Raw genomic sequence first — 16,677 nt, forward strand, 5'->3', positions numbered from 1 at the left:
TCCAGACCATGCCGTTGATGCCTTCACCCACGACTGGAAGCGCCGCCATGTAGACCAGGATGGTGCCGAACAGCGCGAGGCCAATCCCGACGCTGCCGAGGATGAAATATTTCCAGGCGGCCTCCAGCGCCTCATGTGTGCGGTAGATGCCGACCATCAGCACGGTGGTTAGCGTCGCGATTTCGATGGCGACCCACATCAGGCCGATATTGTTCGCGACCAGCGCGAGGTTCATCGCGAACATCAGCATCTGGTACATCGCGTGATAGAATCGCACGAAGGCCGGGGTCAGGCGACCTGTCGCGATCTCGTGGCCGATATAACTCGCACTGAACACGCTGGTCGTGAAGCCGACGAAGGTGGTCAGCACGATGAACACCTTGTTGAGGTCATCGACCAGCAGGTAGTTGCCGGACGCGGGCTCGACCACGAACAATGACAGCGCGGTGATCAGCGTTGCCAGCGCCGCCGCCACGTTGAGCACGGCGGTCAGCCGGTAGTTCGGCAGCAGCGCCAGCACGCCCGCGGAGACGGCGGGGATCAGCAGCACCGCGGCGAGCGCGTTGAACGTCATCGGCGCTCCCCCCGGAAGCGATCCAGCGCCTGGACGTCGACGCTGTCGAAGCGCTCGCGGATACGGAACAGGAAGATGCCGATCACGATGAAGGCGATCAGCACCGAGAAGGCGACGCTGATCTCGACCACCAGCGGCATGCCCTTGGCGCCGGTCGCCGCCAGCACCAGGCCGTTCTCCAGCGACATGAAGCCGACCACCTGGCTCACCGCATTGCGGCGCGTCACCATGATCAGCAGGCCGAGCAGCACCACGGACAGCGCGAAGGCGAGATCCTCGCGCGCCAGCGCATCGGCGGTTGGCGTCACCCGCAGCATCACCACCATCGACAGCGCCACCAGGCCGATCCCGCCGATCATCGTCAAGCCGACGCCGAACGTAGTCTCGATCTCGCGATGGATGCCGAGCCGGACGATGATGCGGTGCAACGCCACAGGGATGACGATCGCCTTGAACACCAGCGCGATGGAAGCGGTGACGTAGAGATGCGGCGCGTGCTGGACGAAGGCCTGCCACGTCACCGACAGCGCCAGCACGATCGCGTGCGCGGCGTAGACGTTGAGCAGCGCACTGAGGCGGTCCTGGTACAGCATCATGAAGCTCGCCAGCACCAGCGAGCCGGCGAGCAGATGGGCGACGTCGAATTCGAGCCCGTGCATGCTACAGGCTCCCCGAAACGAAGCGCAGCAGCGTGGCGAGCAGCGCCAGCATCAGTGCGGCGCCGAGAAACTCCGGGATCCGGAACACGCGCATCTTGGCGATCGCGGTCTCGAACAGCGCCAGCAGAAAGCCCAGGATCGCAAGCTTGGCGACGTAGGTGAGGGCGCCGAGCGCGAGCGCCAGCTGATCGGCTTGCGGCGGCGCCGATCCCCAAGGCATGAACATGCAGGCGATCAGCGAGAGGTAGAGCAGGAGCTTCAGTTGCGCGGAGAGATCGATCAGCGCGAGGTGCCGGCCGGAATATTCCAGCACCATGGCCTCGTGCACCATGGTGAGCTCGAGATGGGTCGCCGGATTGTCGACCGGAATCCGGCCGTTCTCGGCGATCGAGACGATGCTCAGCGCAAACAGCGCGAGCCCGAGCGAGACGCGCAAGCCCGCCGCACCGGAGCCCATGTATTCGGCGATGGTCGAGAGCTGAGTCGAGCCCGCGATCATCGCGACCGAGAACACGGTAATCAGAGTCGCGGGCTCGGCGAGCGAAGCGATCATCACCTCGCGGCTGGAGCCGAGTCCGCCGAAACTGGTGCCGACATCCATTCCGGCGAGCGCCTGGAAGAAGCGCGCGCTGCCGAGCAGCGCAACGATGGCGATCAGGTCGGCCGACCAGGAGAACAGCAGCCCGCTGCCGAAGGTCGGCACCAGCGAGGCCGCAACCCAGGTACCGGCGAAGATGATGTAGGGAATGACGCGGAACAGCCAGGAAGCGTTCTCCGCCAGCACCACGTCCTTTCGCATCAGGCGGATCAGGTCGCGATAAGGCTGCGCGAGCGGCGGCCCCTGACGTCGCAATAGCCGTGCCTTCAGCTTGCGGACGAAACCGGTGAGCAGCGGCGCCAGCGCCAGCACCAGAAGCATCTGCGCGCCCTGCACGGCGAGATCGCCGATCCCGTTCACAGCGCCAGCACCAGGAGCAAGAGCACCAGGGCCGAGAACACCAGCGCGAGATAGCGGCGTATGGTCAGGAATTGCAGGACATTGACGCGCTCGGTCGCGAAGCTGATTGCACTGCCGATCGGCGCGTACAGCGTCTCCCAGATCAGATCGTGCATCTCGACGGTGAGCCGCGCCGGCCTGGACGAGCCGGGCGGCGGCATCTCGCCGATCTCGCGCACCGAAAACAATAGCGTGCCAAAGACGCGGCGAATCGGCTGCGAGAAGCTGGAAGCCGTGTACTGGATCGCGACGTCCGGGTCGGGATAGCCGCAATCCCAGGCCGGCGCGCGGCGCACGCGGTCGGAGGCCAGGCGATGGATCGCGAGCGAGGCGATCGAGCCCGACAGCAGCCCGAAGGCGAACACCAGGAGGCCGTTATAGGAGCTGCGCCCCTCGGCGATCGGTACGATGGTGAGCCAGGCCAGACTCGCCTGGTGCGGCATGCTGGTGCCGACCATGGACTTGCTGACGCCGTCCAGCGCGTCGATGAAGAAGGCGGGAAAGATGCCGGCGGCGAGACACAGCGCGGCGAGCACGAACATGGCGGCGAGCGAGAAGCGGTCGGTCTCCTGCGCCTCCGCCGCGAGGGCGGTGCGCGCGCGGCCGAGGAAGCTCACGCCGTAGAGCTTCACGAAGCAGGCCGCGGCCAGCGCAGCCGCGAGCGCGAGCAGGCCGCCGACTGCCGGGATGATCAGCTTCAACCCCCAGGCAGGCAGTTGCGGGCTGAGCAGGATCGCCTGGAAGGTCAGCCACTCCGAGACAAAACCGTTGAACGGCGGCAGCGCCGAGATCGCGACGCAGCCGACCAGCAGCGCGAATGCGGTCTGCGGCATACGATGGATCAGGCCACCGAGCTTCTCCATGTCGCGCGCGCCGGTCGCGTTCAAAACGCTGCCGGCGCCGAAGAACAACAGGCTCTTGAAGACCGCATGGTTGAACACGTGCAGGAGCGCCGCGGTGAAGGCCAGCGCGGCGACGAGATCCATGCCTTCCGCCTTGAAGGCGAGCGCGAGCCCGAGGCCGGCGAAGACGATGCCGATGTTCTCGATGGTGGAATAGGCCAGCACACGCTTGATGTCGCGCTGCATCAGCGCATAGAGCACCCCCATGGCCGCCGACGGGCCGCCGACCGCGAGCAACAGCATGCTCCACCACCATTCGGACGGCCCGAGCAGGTCGAACACGATGCGCACGAAGCCGTAGACCGCGACTTTTGTCATGACGCCGCTCATCAAGGCCGAGACGTGGCTGGGCGCGGCAGGATGCGCCAGCGGCAGCCAGGCGTGCAGCGGCACCAGGCCTGCCTTCGAGCCCGCGCCGAGCAACGCGAGGAGCATCACGAGGCTCGCCATTTGGCCTACGGGACGCGCGGCGCGGATCGAGTCGAAATCGTAGTGGCCGCTTGCACCCGCGAGCACGCCGAAGGCGAGCAGCAGCGCCAGCGTGCCGAAGCTCGCCATCAACAGATAGACATAGCCGGCGCGGACGTTCTCCGCCTCGCGATGATGCGAAACCACCAGCGCCCAGGACGACAACGACATGAACTCCCAGGCCACCAGGAAAGAGAACGCGTCGCTGGCGAGCACGACGACGTTCATGCCGGCCAGATAGGCGGGATAGAACGGCAGCACGCGGCCGGGAGAAGTTTCGTGCGCGCCATAGCCGAGCGCGAACAGGCTGGCCGCAGCGCCTCCGAAATTGACCACGGCGAGGAAGAACGCGGCGAGCGGATCGATACGGAATTGCGCACCGATCCAGGGCAGGCCGATCGGCAACGTGATGGACGACACCGGATGCGCGGGGTCGAGCAGGCTGGACAACGCGATCGCGCAAAGCGCCGTCGCGACCATCAGGCACGCGCCGTAGAGAATCGCCGGGCCCCGCGCGATGCCCGAGAGCGCCATTCCGGCGGGCGCGAGCGCGAGCAGCACCGCCACCAAAATGAGCGCCGGGGCGATCATGGCCGCTCCCGCGTCTCGGTTCGGTCCTGCGCGTTCATGCGATGCGCCCCTCGCCCCGGCCTATGCTTTCAGTCTGACGCCGCGGCCGCCGCCGCTCGAAACACCGCCCTCGCCAATCAATTCGATCCCGGAAGTCGCCAGCGCCTCGACCAGCTTCATCAGCGAATCGACATTGCCGCGGATCACGCCCTCGGACGCCTCCATGCGCTGGATCGTCGGCAGCGACAAGCCGCAGCGCTGCGCCAGCTCGCGTTGGTCGATGCCAAGCAGCGCCCGCGCGGCGCGCAATTGCGCAGCTGTGATCAAGGCCTCTATTCCGACGGTATTAGAGAATGCAGCTATTATACATCCATACTGATGTGTCAAGTATCAATGCAGATATATCCAGCATCTTTCCCGCTTGCTCACACCTGCCTCGATGGACTGGCCTGCCCACCGGGCTCCGGAGCCCGTCCTTGACGTCACCGGTCCATTCTCGGCGCTCGCGCTGTCACTCGGGTTTTTGGTCGGCAGTCCCCGGATCTTCGCCCTCGAGCTGGCGCAGCGCGGCCTCGCGCGCGTTCATCGAGGAATCATGGATCGCCTTGGCGGCAAGGTCGGGATGACGCTCGCGGATGTGGCGGAGCACGGTATCGATCTCGCCCAGGCTGACATCGAGCCGGCCGGGCACCGCCATTGCCTTCACCCGCAGCCAACTGATGCGGGCATCGAGCTGCATCAACAGGTCGCCGGTGACGCTCTGGCGCGCGACGGCAACTGCGTGGGCGTTGAAGTCACGCATCAGGGTGACGATGCGCTCGATCGCGCTTTCGGCTGCGGCGGCGCGCACTCTGGCAAAGATCGCCTCCAAAGCCGCGATCTCTTCCGCCGAGGCTACCTCGGTGAAGCGCTGGATCACCAGGCTCTCGAGCGTGGCCCGGATCTGATAGATCTCGCCGGCCTCCTCGAGGCTCAGCACCATCACGGTCGGGCCCCGCCGTGGACCGACGCTGATCAGCCGCTCGGCCTCGAGCCGGCGCAGCACCTCGCGCACCGACGCGCGGCTGATCTTGAGCGCCTCGCATAGCTCGCGCTCGATCAGCCGGGTACCCGGCGCGATTCGCCCGGAGATAATGGCATCGCGAATCTCGTCGAACGCCCGTTCCCGGATCAGGACGGGCGGACCGAGAACATCCAGCGCTTGGCTGATCATGAAGGGATTGACCTTATCAACTGCTTCGGACGTCATTTGCTCAGTCCGGCGATCGTTTCGCAAGAATCGTTAGAGCTCTCTGCATCCCGGATTGTCAGACAAGGAGACAATTGGACAAAAATACGCCATGCTGCCTTCGTCGAAGCAGCTTCAATGGCCCTGAGCGCGCTCCGATGGCTGCAACACATTGTAATATATAACAAATACGACCTGGCCCATGCCTTGCTTGGCTGGTCGGGTCTTGACTGGGGAGGTCAATCACCGTGACGAATGCTACGTTGGACTATACCGCCGCCGACATGACGGCTTCGGACTATGTCCGAATTCGTCGCCGGGCAATCATTTCGTGCGCCGTCGGCAATTTCGTCGAGCTGTTCGACTTTCTCATCTTCGGCCTGTTCGCAGCCCAGATCGGCGCGAATTTCTTCCCCGGCAACGATCCGGTTCTCTCGCTGCTCTCCGCGTTCGCGACCTATGGCGTCGGCTTCGTGATGCGGCCGGTCGGCGCGATCACGATCGGGGCCTATGGTGACCTCAAGGGCCGCAAGGCCGCACTCATTCTCACCGTCGGCCTGATGGCGTCGGCGACCGCGCTGACCGGGTTGATCCCGTCCTATGCGACGATCGGCCTGTGGGCGCCGGTGCTGCTCGTGCTGTGCCGTCTGGTGCAGGGTTTCTCCACCGGCGGCGAATGGGGTGGGGCTGCGGCCTTCCTGGTCGAGTTCTCCGAGCCCGGCAAGCGCGGCATCACCGGCAGCATGCAGCAGTTCAGCGTCGGGCTCGCGCTGATCGCCGGCACGCTCTCGGCCTATGTCCTCAACGCGACGCTCGACAAGGACGCCATGATCGCCTGGGGCTGGCGCGTGCCCTTCATCCTCGGTTTCGTGCTGGCGCCGATCGGCCTCTATCTGCGCTCGCGGGTCTCCGAGAGCCCGGCCTACGGCAACGTGGTGGCGCAGAAGAAGGTCGCCGCGGCGCCGGTGCGCGATGCCCTGACGGTCTATCGCAGGCCGGTGCTTGCCGCCTTCGGTCTCTCGATCATCGGCTGTGTCGGCAATTATGTCTTCAATATCTTTCTGCCGAGCTTCGCCTCGGGTCAGCTCGGGCTTCCCGCCAGCACCGCCTATGCGTCGGGCACGACAGCGGCGGTGGTGCTGACGGTGCTGACGCCTGTGACGGGCTGGCTTTCGGACCGGATCGGGCGCAAGGCCGTGCTCTTGATATCCGCGCTCGGCTATCTCGTCGTGGCCTATCCGCTGTTCAGCTTCCTGGTCGCAACGCCGAGCGGAATTGGCCTGGTCGTAACGCAATCTGTCTCGGCGGTGCTGCTCGCGATGTATGCCGGCCCGCTCTGCGCCGTACTGTCCGAGTTGTTTCCGACCAAGGTGCGCTTCACGGCGCTGTCGATCGGCTACAGCCTCGCAGTGACGATCTTCGGCGGGTTTGCGCCGTTCATCGCGACCTTCCTGATCCGCCAGACCGGCAGCCAGGTCTCCCCGGCGCTCTACGTGGTGGCCGCGGCGATCGTCAGCAGCGTTACCCTGCTTCTCATCAAGGATCCAACCAATGCTCCGCTCGACTGAGGACGAAGCCGCGCGGTCGGACGGGACGCAGGCCGTCTGCGATCCCGTCACGGTCGAGATCATCCGCGGCGCGATCCGCGCCGTGCAGGCCGAGATGGAGGCGCTGCTCGAACGCACCGCGATCTCGGCCTTCATCCGCGAGAAGAAGGATTTCTACACCGGCCTGTTCGACGCCGACGGCATCATGGCGGTCGGCTCGAACATCCCGGTATTCGGTGACATGACCGGCCCGATCATCCGCGAATTCCCGCTCGAGACGATGCGCGAGGGCGATCTCTACTGGTATAACGACTGCTACGGCTCGCGCGGCGCGGTCTCGCACTCCAACGATCAGGTGCTGCTCGCCCCGGTCTTCCACCAGGGACGCCGCTGCGCCTTCGTGATGTGCTGGGCGCATTTCTCCGACATCGGCGGCATCCGCGCCGGCTCGATCAGCCCCGATGCGACGGACATCTTCCAGGAGGGCATCATCGTCCCGCCGACCAAATTGATCGATGCCGGCAGCACCAACGAGGCGGCGCTCGCGATCTTCCATCGCAACTCGCGCTTTCCGGCGCAGAGCCTCGGCGACATGCGGGCGCTGATGGCCGCCAATGCGCTCGGCGTGAGAAGGGTGCAGGAGATCGTCGCCCGCTTCGGCGCCGACAAGGTCGCGGATGCGTTGCGGCAATTGCTCGCGCGCACCCGGGACCTCGTGCGCACGAAACTGGCGGAGACTTTTACCTACGGCACCCATCGCTTCACCGATGCGATCGATTCCGACGGCCACGGCCACGGACCATTCAAGATCCGTTTCGCTCTGACGCGGGAGAAGGCCGGGCACGAGGACCGCTTCATCTTCGATGCCAGCGCGACCGACGACCAGTCGGTCGGCCCGGTCAATTTCCTGATGAATCCGGGCATCCCCGGCATGGCGCTCGGTCTCTATTACCTCGGCGGCGATCCGACCCAGGTCTGCAACGCGGGCGGCCCGCAGGCGCTCGACGAGGTGCGTCTGCGCGAAGGCTCGCTGCTGTGGCCGCGCTTTCCCGCGGCGCTCGGCATGCGCGGCCTGACCATGATGCGCGTGCTCGCCGGGCTCAACGGTCTCATCAACGTCGCCGGCGGCGGCGCGCCGGCGGCGCACTCGGCCTATGTCATCACCTTGATGCGCGGCACCTTCCGCGATGCCGCAGGCAGGCAGCAGCCGTTCCTGCTCTCGGACGGCATCGGCGTCGGCTATGGCGCGAGGCCCACGGCGGACGGCATCGACGCCGTGTATTTCGTGGCACAGGAGAACTACCCGGTCGAATTCCTGGAGGTCGGCTATCCCGTGCGACTGAAGCGCTACGGCATCGTGCAGGATTCCGGCGGCGCCGGCCGCTATCGCGGCGGCTGCGGCATCGTACGCGAATACGAGATATTGGCGGAGGAGGCGATCCTCGCCGTGCGCATCGACAGCGTGGACAATCCTCCCTGGGGCATGGCCGGCGGCATGTCGGGCGGCTCGGGCGCCGTGCGGCTCAACCCCGGCTGCAAGGACGAGCGGCGCGTCGCGCCCCTGTCGGACGGCACGCGTCTCAAGCGCGGCGACGTGCTGCGGATCGAGACCGGCGGCGGCGGCGGTCATGGTCATCCCTTCGACCGGCCGGCCGAGGCCGTGCTGGAGGACGTGCGCGGTGGTTTCGTCAGTCTCGACGCCGCGCGCCGTCTCTACGGCGTCGCGATCTGCGGCGAAACCGTCGACGAAACGACGACAACGGTGCTGCGTTCCGATCGGCCGCTCACGCGCGCCTTCCATCGCAAAGAGTATGTTGATGCCCTCACCTAGATCCGCGCTGGCGGTCGCTGTCGATATCGGCGGCACCTTCACCGACGTCGCCCTGCATGACACCGCCAGCGGCGAGGTGTGGCGCGCCAAGACGCCGAGCATCCCCAGCGATCCCTCGAAAGCCTTCATGACCGGCGTCCGCCTCGCGCTGGAGCAGGCCGACCGCAAGGCCGAGACACTCGACCGCGTCCTGCACGGCACCACCGTCGCCACCAACATGATACTCGAAGGCAAGGGCGCACGCGCCGCATTGGTGACGACATCAGGGTTTCGCCACGTGCTGGCGATCGGCCGGCAGGACATCCCGCGCCGCGCCAATCTCTATGCCTGGATCAAGCCGGCGCGCCCGGTGCCCGCCTCGCGCGTGTTCGAGATCGAGGAGCGCGTCGGCGCCGGCGGCAACATCCTTGTGCCGCTGGATGAAGCCAGCGTGATCCGTGCCGCGGAGGCCTGCCGCGCGCTCGAGGTCGAGGCGGTCGCGGTCTGCCTGCTGCATTCCTTCGCCAACCCCGTGAATGAGCGACGCACAGCGGAGATGCTGCGCGACCTGCTCCCCGGCGTCGCGGTCACCGCTTCGGTCGACGTGCTGCCGGTGGTGCGCGAATATGAGCGCTCGCTCGCGACCGTGCTCAATGCCGTGGTGATGCCGGGCATCTCGAGCTATGTCGGCCGGCTCGAACGCCGCCTCGTCGACGAGGCGGTGAAGGCGCCGCTGCTCCTGATGCAGTCCAATGGCGGCGTCGCCGGCAGCGCGACCATCTGCCGGGCGCCGGCACTCACCGCACTGTCGGGACCGGCAGCGGGCGTGGTCGGCGCGCGCGACGTCGCGGCCGCCTGCGGCATCAAGGACATCATCACGGTCGATATCGGCGGCACCAGCGCCGATATCTGCCTGATCAAGGACGGCCGGATCAGCCTGACCCAGCAGGGCCATGTCGGCGAATGGCCGCTGCCGCTGCCGATGGTCGACATGGTCACGATCGGCGCCGGCGGCGGCTCGATCGCGCGGGTCGAGAACGGCATGCTGGCGGTCGGCCCGCAGAGTGCAGGCGCGGTGCCGGGACCGGCGGCCTATGGCCATGGCGGCAAGGTTGCGACCGTCACCGACGCCCATGTCGTGCTCGGCAATCTGCCGGCAAGGCTGCTCGGCGGGCGGATGATGCTCGATGCGGATGCCGCCCGTGCCGTGATCCGGGACGAAGTCGCCGGCCCGATGGGATTGACGCTGGCGCAGGCCGCGCGCGGCATCCTCTCGATCCTCGACAACCACATGGTCGGCGCGCTGCGCGTGGTTTCGGTCGAGCGCGGCCACGATCCGCGCGATTTCGTGCTGGTGCCGTTCGGCGGCGCCGGCCCGCTGCATGGCTGCTCGCTGGCCGAACTGCTGGGCGTCCGCACGGTGATGGTGCCGCCGGCCCCCGGCGTGCTCTGCGCCGACGGGCTTCTGGTCGCCGATCTCAAGGCCGAGTTCAGCCGTACGCTGCCGCTTGCCGGGACCATCGATCTCGACGTGGCGCGTGCGATCTATCGCGAGCTCCGCGAGATGGCCGAACAGTGGATGGACGAGGAGCAAGTGCCGCCCGATCAGCGCGAGCGCCACCAGGTCGCACTGCTGCGCTATCACGGCCAAGGCAGCGAGATCGCCATTCCCTGGGCCGGCTCGCGCGAGGAGGTCGAGGCGGCCTTCGCCGCCGCGCACCAGACACTCTACGGTTTCGTGCTCGATGCCCCGATCGAGCTCGTGACATTGCGCGTCGAGGCGATCGGTCACATGCCGCAGCCCGCCCGCCCGGTCCTCGCGCCGGGACAGGGCGCGAAAGCCGTGGAGACGCATGCCATACATTTGTCGGATGAGCCGGCGACGGTACCAATGTATGATCGCAAGACGCTCGGTGCCGGCGATCGATTCGACGGTCCTGCGATCGTGACCCAGCTTGATGCGACCACGCTGGTGAAGCCCGGCTGGAGGGTCACGGTGCAGCCGAACGGCGCACTGCTGCTGACGCTTTCCGACGAGGTCTGATCGACAAATGCCAAGCGAGATTCCTGCGGCCGGCGCCGCGCTCGGCGCCGTGTTCCGCCACATCGATGCGGAGAAGGACGATTTCCTTCGCCGCGTGATGGACTATGTCCGCCATCCCTCCATCAGCGCGCAGAACGTCGGCATCACCGAGGTCGCGCGGCTGCTGGTCGGGATGCTGAGGGAGATCGGGCTCGAAGCCGAAACGCTGCCGACCGACGGCCATCCGATAGTGCTCGGCCGCTGGCAGAAGAAGCCCGGCGCGCCGACCGTTCTGCTCTATGGCCATTACGACGTGCAGCCGCCGGACCCGCTGGAGGCGTGGCTGAGCCCGCCCTTCGAGCCGACCATCCGCGACGGGCGCATCTATGCCCGCGGCATCGGCGACAACAAGGGCCAGCACTTCGCGCAACTGCTCGCGATCGAGTCCCATCTGAAGGTGCATGGCGAGCTGCCCTGCAACGTCATCTTCCTGCTCGAAGGCGAGGAGGAGGTCGGCAGCCCGCACATCGCCGATTTCGTCGCCGCGCATCGCGACAGGCTGAAGGCCGATTTCGTGGTCACGGCGGACGGGCCGATCCACGAATCGGGCACGCCCACCATGACCTACGGCGTGCGCGGCATCGCAAGCTTCGAGCTGCGGGTGAAGCACGCGAGCCGCGATGTGCATTCCGGCAATTTCGGCGGCGTGGTGCCGAACCCGATCTGGACCCTGGTGCAGCTCCTCGCGACCATGAAGGACGCCTCCGGCGAGATCACGATCGACGGCCTGCACGACGCCATCGTGCCGCCAACCGAGCTCGAGCTCGCCGCCGCGGCGCGCCTGCCGCTCGATCTCGACGCGACCAAGGCGAAGCTCGGCCTGACGCGGCTCGACCTGCCGCCGGGCCGGCCCTATTACGACCGCCTGATGTTCCATCCGACGCTGACCATCAACGGCCTTCACGGCGGCTATGGCGGCCCGGGAATGAAGACCGTGCTGCCCTGCGAGGCCTTTGCCAAATGCGACATCCGCCTGGTCGAGGCGATGACGGTGGAGGACGTGCTCGGGAAGGTCGAGGCGCATGTGAGGCGATACGCGCCGGAGGTCGAGTTCGTCCCGTTCGGCGGTATGCTGCCCTCGCGGGTGCCGATGGCCTCGCCCTACGGTGCGCTGATCCGAAGCGCCATCGAGCTGGCGCAGGGGCGGAGCCCGCTGGAATATCCGTCGATGGGCGGCAGCCTGCCCGACTACGTCTTCACCAAGATCCTCGGCGTTCCCGCCTTCGTCGTGCCCTATGCCAATGCCGACGAAGCCAACCACGCACCGAACGAGAACATGAAGATCGACTGCTTCCATAACGGCATCCGCACCGGCGCCGCCCTGCTCGACCGCGTCGGCGCCATTCGAGGCTGACGCAAGGGCAACGCCGTCCGCCGGTCAGCGATACCAGCAGCGGCCATGGCGGCAAACGCGATGGTGCGGATAGACGAAGCGCGGCCCCAGGCAATAGCGTTACCAGTGATAGCCGGTCTCGCCCAGTCGATAGCAGCCCGCCTGCGCGGCTGTTGGCCACAGGGCTCCGATCGACAGGATCGCCGCGACGGCAGCGAGCCAAGCGAGTTTCCGCATATCTCATTCCTCCTTGATCTCATGTCAAAATTCCCGCGCGATCCTGGTCAGCATCGACAGCAGCGTCGCACGGCTTTCCGGCCCCAGCAATTCGTTGAGCCGCGCCTCGTGCTTGGTCGCGACCAACCGCTTGGCGCGCGCCAGCACCGCCTTGCCCTTGTCGGTCAAGACCAGATTGTGCGAGCGGCGGTCGTTGGCGGAGCGAGTGCGGGTACAAAGATCGCGGCTCTCGAGTCCGTCGAGCATCGCCACGAAGTTCGGCCGCAGGATACCGAGCGTGGATGCGATCTCAGTCTGGTTCCGGCCTGGATTCCTGTCGAGCAGCAGCAGCACGGAGAACTGCGCGGGCGTGAGTTGCAACGGCGCCACGCAGCGCAGAAAGTCCTCGAACACCCTGAGCTGTGCACGCTTGAGCACGTAGCCGAGCAGCTCGGACAGCTCGCCCATCTGCAGCGCGGCGCCCTCGCCGGTCGCCGTCTCGCCAGCCTCCTTGCGGGCTTTCGCGCCTCCGGCCGTCGCACTCCTGGAAACCGTCATCGCCTGCGGCCCAACTCCCCGCTATCGTCCAAGGTCCGGGCCGGCCGGCCTTGAGGTTATGATCGATAATTGTTATCCACCATATCAAATGGGCGGCCGCTTTCAACTGCCGCCCATGGCGCGCCGGGGCCAGGGAAAGGCGCCGGCGAACCGCCAGGGGTAACGGGGGAGCGTTCGCTCTTGAACACCACGATCATGCTGTTCCTGATGCAGGACGGCATCACCAACGGCGCGATCTACGCGCTGCTCGGGCTCGCGCTGGTGCTGGTGTTCGCCGTGACGCGGGTGATCCTGATTCCGCAGGGCGAGTTCGTCACCTATGGCGCGCTGACCTATGCCTCGCTGGCATCGGGCCAGATGCCGGGCACGGCCGGCCTCGCGCTCGCCATGGGCATCGCCGCCTTCGGCTTCGATCTGTTCGTACAGCGCCGCACGCTGCACGTTCGCCGGCTGGTGCGCAGCTTCGTCCCCAACGTCGTGCTGCCCGCCATCGTGCTGGCGCTGACCGGCTTCCTGGTCAGCCGCCATCCGCCCATCCTGGTCTCCATTCTGCTGTCGCTTGCGATCGTGGCGCTGATCGGCCTCTATCTCTACCGCATCGCGTTCCAGCCGATCGCCCACACCTCGGTGCTGGTGCTGCTGATCGCTGCGGTCGGCACCCACCTGGCGCTGCAGGGGCTCGGGCTGCTGTTCTTCGGCGCGGAGGGCCAGCGCGGCCCAGCGATCGCCGATGCCGCGCTGACACTCGGCCCGTTGCGCTTCACCGGGCAGAGCCTTTCCGTCTATGCGGCGACCGTCGCTTTCATGGTCGCACTCTGGCTGTTCTTCGGATTGACGCTGTACGGCAAGGCGCTGCGTGCCACCGCCGTCAACCGTCTCGGCGCCCGGCTGGTCGGCATCCGCACCACGCTGTCGGGACAGATCGCCTTTCTGCTCGCATCCCTGATCGGCGCGCTGTCGGGCATCCTGATCGTGCCGATCACCACGCTCTATTATGATACCGGCTTCCTGATCGGGCTGAAGGGCTTCATCGCCGCAATCATTGGCGGCCTCGTCAGCTATCCCCTCACCGCAATCGCGGCGCTGCTGGTGGGCGCCGTCGAATCCTTCTCCTCGTTCTATGCCTCGAATTTCAAGGAGGTCATCGTCTTCACGCTGCTGATCCCGGTGCTGCTGCTGCGCTCGCTCGCCGCGCCGGCGGTCGAGGAAGAGAAGGACTAGGCGATGGGGGCACGGCTGCCGATGCTGCTGTTCGCGCTGGTGATGGCGACCGTGCCACTGGTACCGCAGATGCCGCCGTTCTGGATCGTGCTGCTCGACAATATCGGGCTCGCGGCACTGGTCGCGATGGGGCTCGTGCTGCTCACCGGCGTCGGCGGCCTCACCTCGTTCGGGCAGGCGGCGTTCTGCGGCTTCGGCGCCTACACCACGGCGCTCCTGACCACCGCCTACGGGCTGTCGCCGTGGCTGACGCTGCCGTTGTCGCTGATCGTGTCCGGCGTCGCCGCGGTGCTGCTCGGCCTCGTCACGGTGCGGCTCTCCGGCCACTATCTGCCGCTCGGAACCATCGCCTGGGGCCTCGGCCTGTTCTATCTGTTCAGCAGGGTCGGGTTTCTCGGCCGCAATGACGGCATCTCGGCGATCCCGCCGCTGTCGATCGGATCGCTGCGGATGATCGATCCCGGGACGATCTATTATGCGATCTGGACCGCGGTGCTGATCGCAGCCTGGCTCACCATGAACCTGCTGGATTCCCGCACCGGCCGCGCCATCCGCGCGTTGCGGCGCGGCCACATCGCCGCCGAAGCCTTCGGGGTTCATACGCCGCGCGCAAAGCTCCTGGTGTTCATCCATGCCGCCGTGCTGGCCGGCCTGTCGGGCTGGCTCTATGCGCATTTCGTGCGCGCGGTGAATCCGACGCCGTTCGGCGCCGAGCCCGGCATCGAATATCTGTTCATCGCGGTGGTCGGCGGCGCCGGGTATGTCTGGGGCGCGGTGCTCGGCGCCGGCATCGTCGTGGTCTTGAAGGAGGTGCTGCAGAGCTATCTCCCACTGCTGCTGAACGGCTCGGGCCAGCTCGAAACCATCGTGTTCGGCATCCTGCTGGTGGCGCTGCTTCAGCTTGCGCCAGCCGGCGTCTGGCCCTGGCTGATCTCCTGGTTGCCGTGGAAGCCGGCGCGCAAGCGCCCGGACGCTTCGCTGTCCCTGCCACCGCGACAGCGTGGGCCGGGCCTGTCCGGCGTGCTCCTGGGGGTCGACAAGGCGCGAAAGCAGTTCGGCGGCGTGATCGCGGTCAACGACGTCTCCTTCGATGTGCAGGCGCGCGAGATTGTCGCCCTGATCGGCCCGAATGGCGCCGGCAAGAGCACCACCTTCAACCTGATCACCGGCGTGCTGCCGGCAACCTCCGGCCGCGTCGCCGTGCTCGGCAAGCCCATTCATCAAGCCCCGCCGCAGGAGATCGTCAGGCTCGGCATCTCGAGGACGTTCCAGCACGTCAAGCTGGTGCCCGACATGAGCGTGCTGGAGAACGTCGCGATCGGCGCGCATCAGCGGGGCCGTGCGAGCGCGCTCGCCAGCATGCTGCGGCTCGACCGCGCCGACGAGGCACGACTGCTCGCGGAAGCCGCACGCCAGATCGAGCGGGTCGGGCTGGCCGACCAGATTGACCAGCCTGCCGGCTCGCTGTCGCTCGGCCAGCAGCGCATCGTCGAGATCGCCCGCGCCTTGTGCGTCGACCCGATGCTGCTCTTGCTCGACGAGCCGGCGGCAGGGCTGCGCCACATGGAGAAGCAGCGGCTCGCGATGCTGCTCCGCGAACTGCGCGACGGCGGCATGTCGGTACTCCTGGTCGAGCACGACATGGGTTTTGTGATGAATCTCGCCGACCGCGTCGTGGTGCTGGATTTCGGGGTCAAGATCGCCGAGGGCACGCCGGAGGCGATCAAGACCAACCCGGCCGTGATCGAGGCGTATCTCGGAGCCGGGGCATGAGCCCGCTGCTTTCGGTTACCGATGCTCATGTCGCCTATGGCAAGGTCGAAGCGGTGCGCGCGGTCTCGCTCGAGGTCAGGGACGGCGAGATCGTCACCATCATCGGCGCCAACGGCGCCGGCAAGACCACGCTGCTCAACGCCGTCATGGGCATCCTGCCGCTGAAGGGCCGCGTCAGCTTCGCCGGCGCGGACCTTGGCTGTCTCGAGATCGAGGATCGCGTTGCGGTGGGGCTGAGCCTCGTCGCCGAGCATCGCGAATTGTTCGCCAGCATGAACGTCGAGGACAACCTCCAGCTCGGCGCCTTCCGCGTGTCGAAGGTGCAGGCGGCCAGTGCCTTCGAGCGGGTCTACGCGCTGTTCCCACGGCTGAAGGAACGGCGGCGACAGCTCGCCGGCACGCTGTCGGGCGGCGAGCAGCAGATGCTGGCGATGGGCCGCGCGCTGATGGGCGCGCCGAAACTCCTGATGCTGGACGAGCCAAGTCTCGGGCTCGCCCCGATCATCGTCGCCGACATCTTCCGTACCATCGGCGAATTGCGCGCCAGCGGCGTTTCGGTGCTGCTGGTCGAGCAGAACGCGCAAGCCGCGCTGAAGGTCGCCGACCGCGCCTATGTGATGGAGCTCGGCGCCTTCGTGCTCAACGGCAACGCCGCCGAGATGGCCGGCAATGCCCGCGTCGCGGCGAGCTATCTCGGCTTTCAATCGGAGGCTGAACACACGATATGAGTTTGACATT

General features: G+C 66.7%; 14 protein-coding genes. 7 read left to right on the top strand and 7 right to left on the bottom strand.

Annotated features, from left to right (window positions below; translation table 11 throughout):
* The 6 genes from JOY90_RS24860 to JOY90_RS24885 all read right to left on the bottom strand — a co-directional run.
* Positions 1 to 574, bottom strand: a 574-nt coding sequence (locus tag JOY90_RS24860) for a proton-conducting transporter membrane subunit (RefSeq protein ID WP_291693758.1), incomplete at its 3' end; no start/stop codon positions are given.
* The gene (locus JOY90_RS24865; RefSeq protein WP_291693759.1) at positions 571 to 1,233 is read right to left on the bottom strand and encodes a hydrogenase-4 component E; all 663 of its coding nucleotides are present in this window, start codon (positions 1,231 to 1,233) and stop codon (positions 571 to 573) included. The genes JOY90_RS24860 and JOY90_RS24865, both read right to left, overlap by 4 nt.
* Position 1,234: 1 nt before the next feature.
* Positions 1,235 to 2,152 carry an NADH-quinone oxidoreductase subunit H gene (locus tag JOY90_RS24870; protein WP_291693783.1) on the bottom strand — a complete coding sequence of 306 codons (918 nt, stop codon included), beginning with the start codon at positions 2,150 to 2,152 and terminating at the stop codon, positions 1,235 to 1,237.
* A 35-nt stretch (positions 2,153 to 2,187) separates the two neighbouring features.
* Positions 2,188 to 4,191: a hydrogenase 4 subunit B gene (gene hyfB / locus JOY90_RS24875; protein ID WP_291693760.1), complete on the bottom strand. Its 2,004-nt coding sequence runs from the start codon at positions 4,189 to 4,191 to the stop codon at positions 2,188 to 2,190.
* A 60-nt stretch (positions 4,192 to 4,251) separates the two neighbouring features.
* Positions 4,252 to 4,497 carry a helix-turn-helix transcriptional regulator gene (locus tag JOY90_RS24880; RefSeq protein WP_291693761.1) on the bottom strand — a complete coding sequence of 82 codons (246 nt, stop codon included), beginning with the start codon at positions 4,495 to 4,497 and terminating at the stop codon, positions 4,252 to 4,254.
* Between the two features lie 184 nt (positions 4,498 to 4,681).
* Positions 4,682 to 5,419 (bottom strand): GntR family transcriptional regulator, encoded by a 738-nt coding sequence (locus tag JOY90_RS24885; protein ID WP_291693762.1) that lies wholly within the window; start codon positions 5,417 to 5,419, stop codon positions 4,682 to 4,684.
* 227 nt (positions 5,420 to 5,646) lie between these two features.
* Here JOY90_RS24885 and JOY90_RS24890 point away from each other — a divergent pair, with 227 nt between their 5' ends.
* Genes JOY90_RS24890 through JOY90_RS24905 form a run of 4 tightly spaced genes read left to right on the top strand, consistent with a single transcriptional unit; the run spans position 5,647 to position 12,192 of the window.
* Positions 5,647 to 6,966 (top strand): MFS transporter, encoded by a 1,320-nt coding sequence (locus JOY90_RS24890; RefSeq protein ID WP_291693763.1) that lies wholly within the window; start codon positions 5,647 to 5,649, stop codon positions 6,964 to 6,966.
* The gene (locus tag JOY90_RS24895) at positions 6,950 to 8,776 is read left to right on the top strand and encodes a hydantoinase B/oxoprolinase family protein (protein ID WP_291693764.1); all 1,827 of its coding nucleotides are present in this window, start codon (positions 6,950 to 6,952) and stop codon (positions 8,774 to 8,776) included. The genes JOY90_RS24890 and JOY90_RS24895 overlap by 17 nt, the downstream gene beginning before the upstream one ends.
* Positions 8,763 to 10,799, top strand: a complete 2,037-nt coding sequence (locus tag JOY90_RS24900; protein ID WP_291693765.1) for a hydantoinase/oxoprolinase family protein — start codon at positions 8,763 to 8,765, stop codon at positions 10,797 to 10,799. Before JOY90_RS24895 ends, JOY90_RS24900 begins: the two co-directional genes overlap by 14 nt.
* 7 nt (positions 10,800 to 10,806) lie before the next feature.
* Positions 10,807 to 12,192, top strand: a complete 1,386-nt coding sequence (locus tag JOY90_RS24905; protein WP_291693766.1) for a M20/M25/M40 family metallo-hydrolase — start codon at positions 10,807 to 10,809, stop codon at positions 12,190 to 12,192.
* Positions 12,193 to 12,432: 240 nt separating this feature from the next.
* Here the strand turns inward: JOY90_RS24905 and JOY90_RS24910 are convergent, their stop codons facing one another.
* Positions 12,433 to 12,945, bottom strand: coding sequence for a MarR family winged helix-turn-helix transcriptional regulator (locus JOY90_RS24910; protein ID WP_291693767.1), 513 nt, complete (start codon positions 12,943 to 12,945; stop codon positions 12,433 to 12,435).
* A 180-nt stretch (positions 12,946 to 13,125) separates the two neighbouring features.
* Here JOY90_RS24910 and JOY90_RS24915 point away from each other — a divergent pair, with 180 nt between their 5' ends.
* The 3 genes from JOY90_RS24915 to JOY90_RS24925 are packed head-to-tail and all read left to right on the top strand — an operon-like array spanning position 13,126 to position 16,667.
* Positions 13,126 to 14,166 carry a branched-chain amino acid ABC transporter permease gene (locus JOY90_RS24915; RefSeq protein ID WP_291693768.1) on the top strand — a complete coding sequence of 347 codons (1,041 nt, stop codon included), beginning with the start codon at positions 13,126 to 13,128 and terminating at the stop codon, positions 14,164 to 14,166.
* Positions 14,167 to 14,169: 3 nt separating this feature from the next.
* Positions 14,170 to 15,939, top strand: a complete 1,770-nt coding sequence (locus JOY90_RS24920; RefSeq protein WP_291693769.1) for an ATP-binding cassette domain-containing protein — start codon at positions 14,170 to 14,172, stop codon at positions 15,937 to 15,939.
* Entirely contained in the window at positions 15,936 to 16,667 is a 732-nt protein-coding gene (locus JOY90_RS24925; protein ID WP_291693770.1) for an ABC transporter ATP-binding protein, read from the top strand. Before JOY90_RS24920 ends, JOY90_RS24925 begins: the two co-directional genes overlap by 4 nt.
* The last annotated feature ends 10 nt before the right edge of the window (positions 16,668 to 16,677 follow it).

Source organism: Bradyrhizobium sp. (assembly GCF_019242285.1).
Taxonomy (GTDB): domain Bacteria; phylum Pseudomonadota; class Alphaproteobacteria; order Rhizobiales; family Xanthobacteraceae; genus Bradyrhizobium.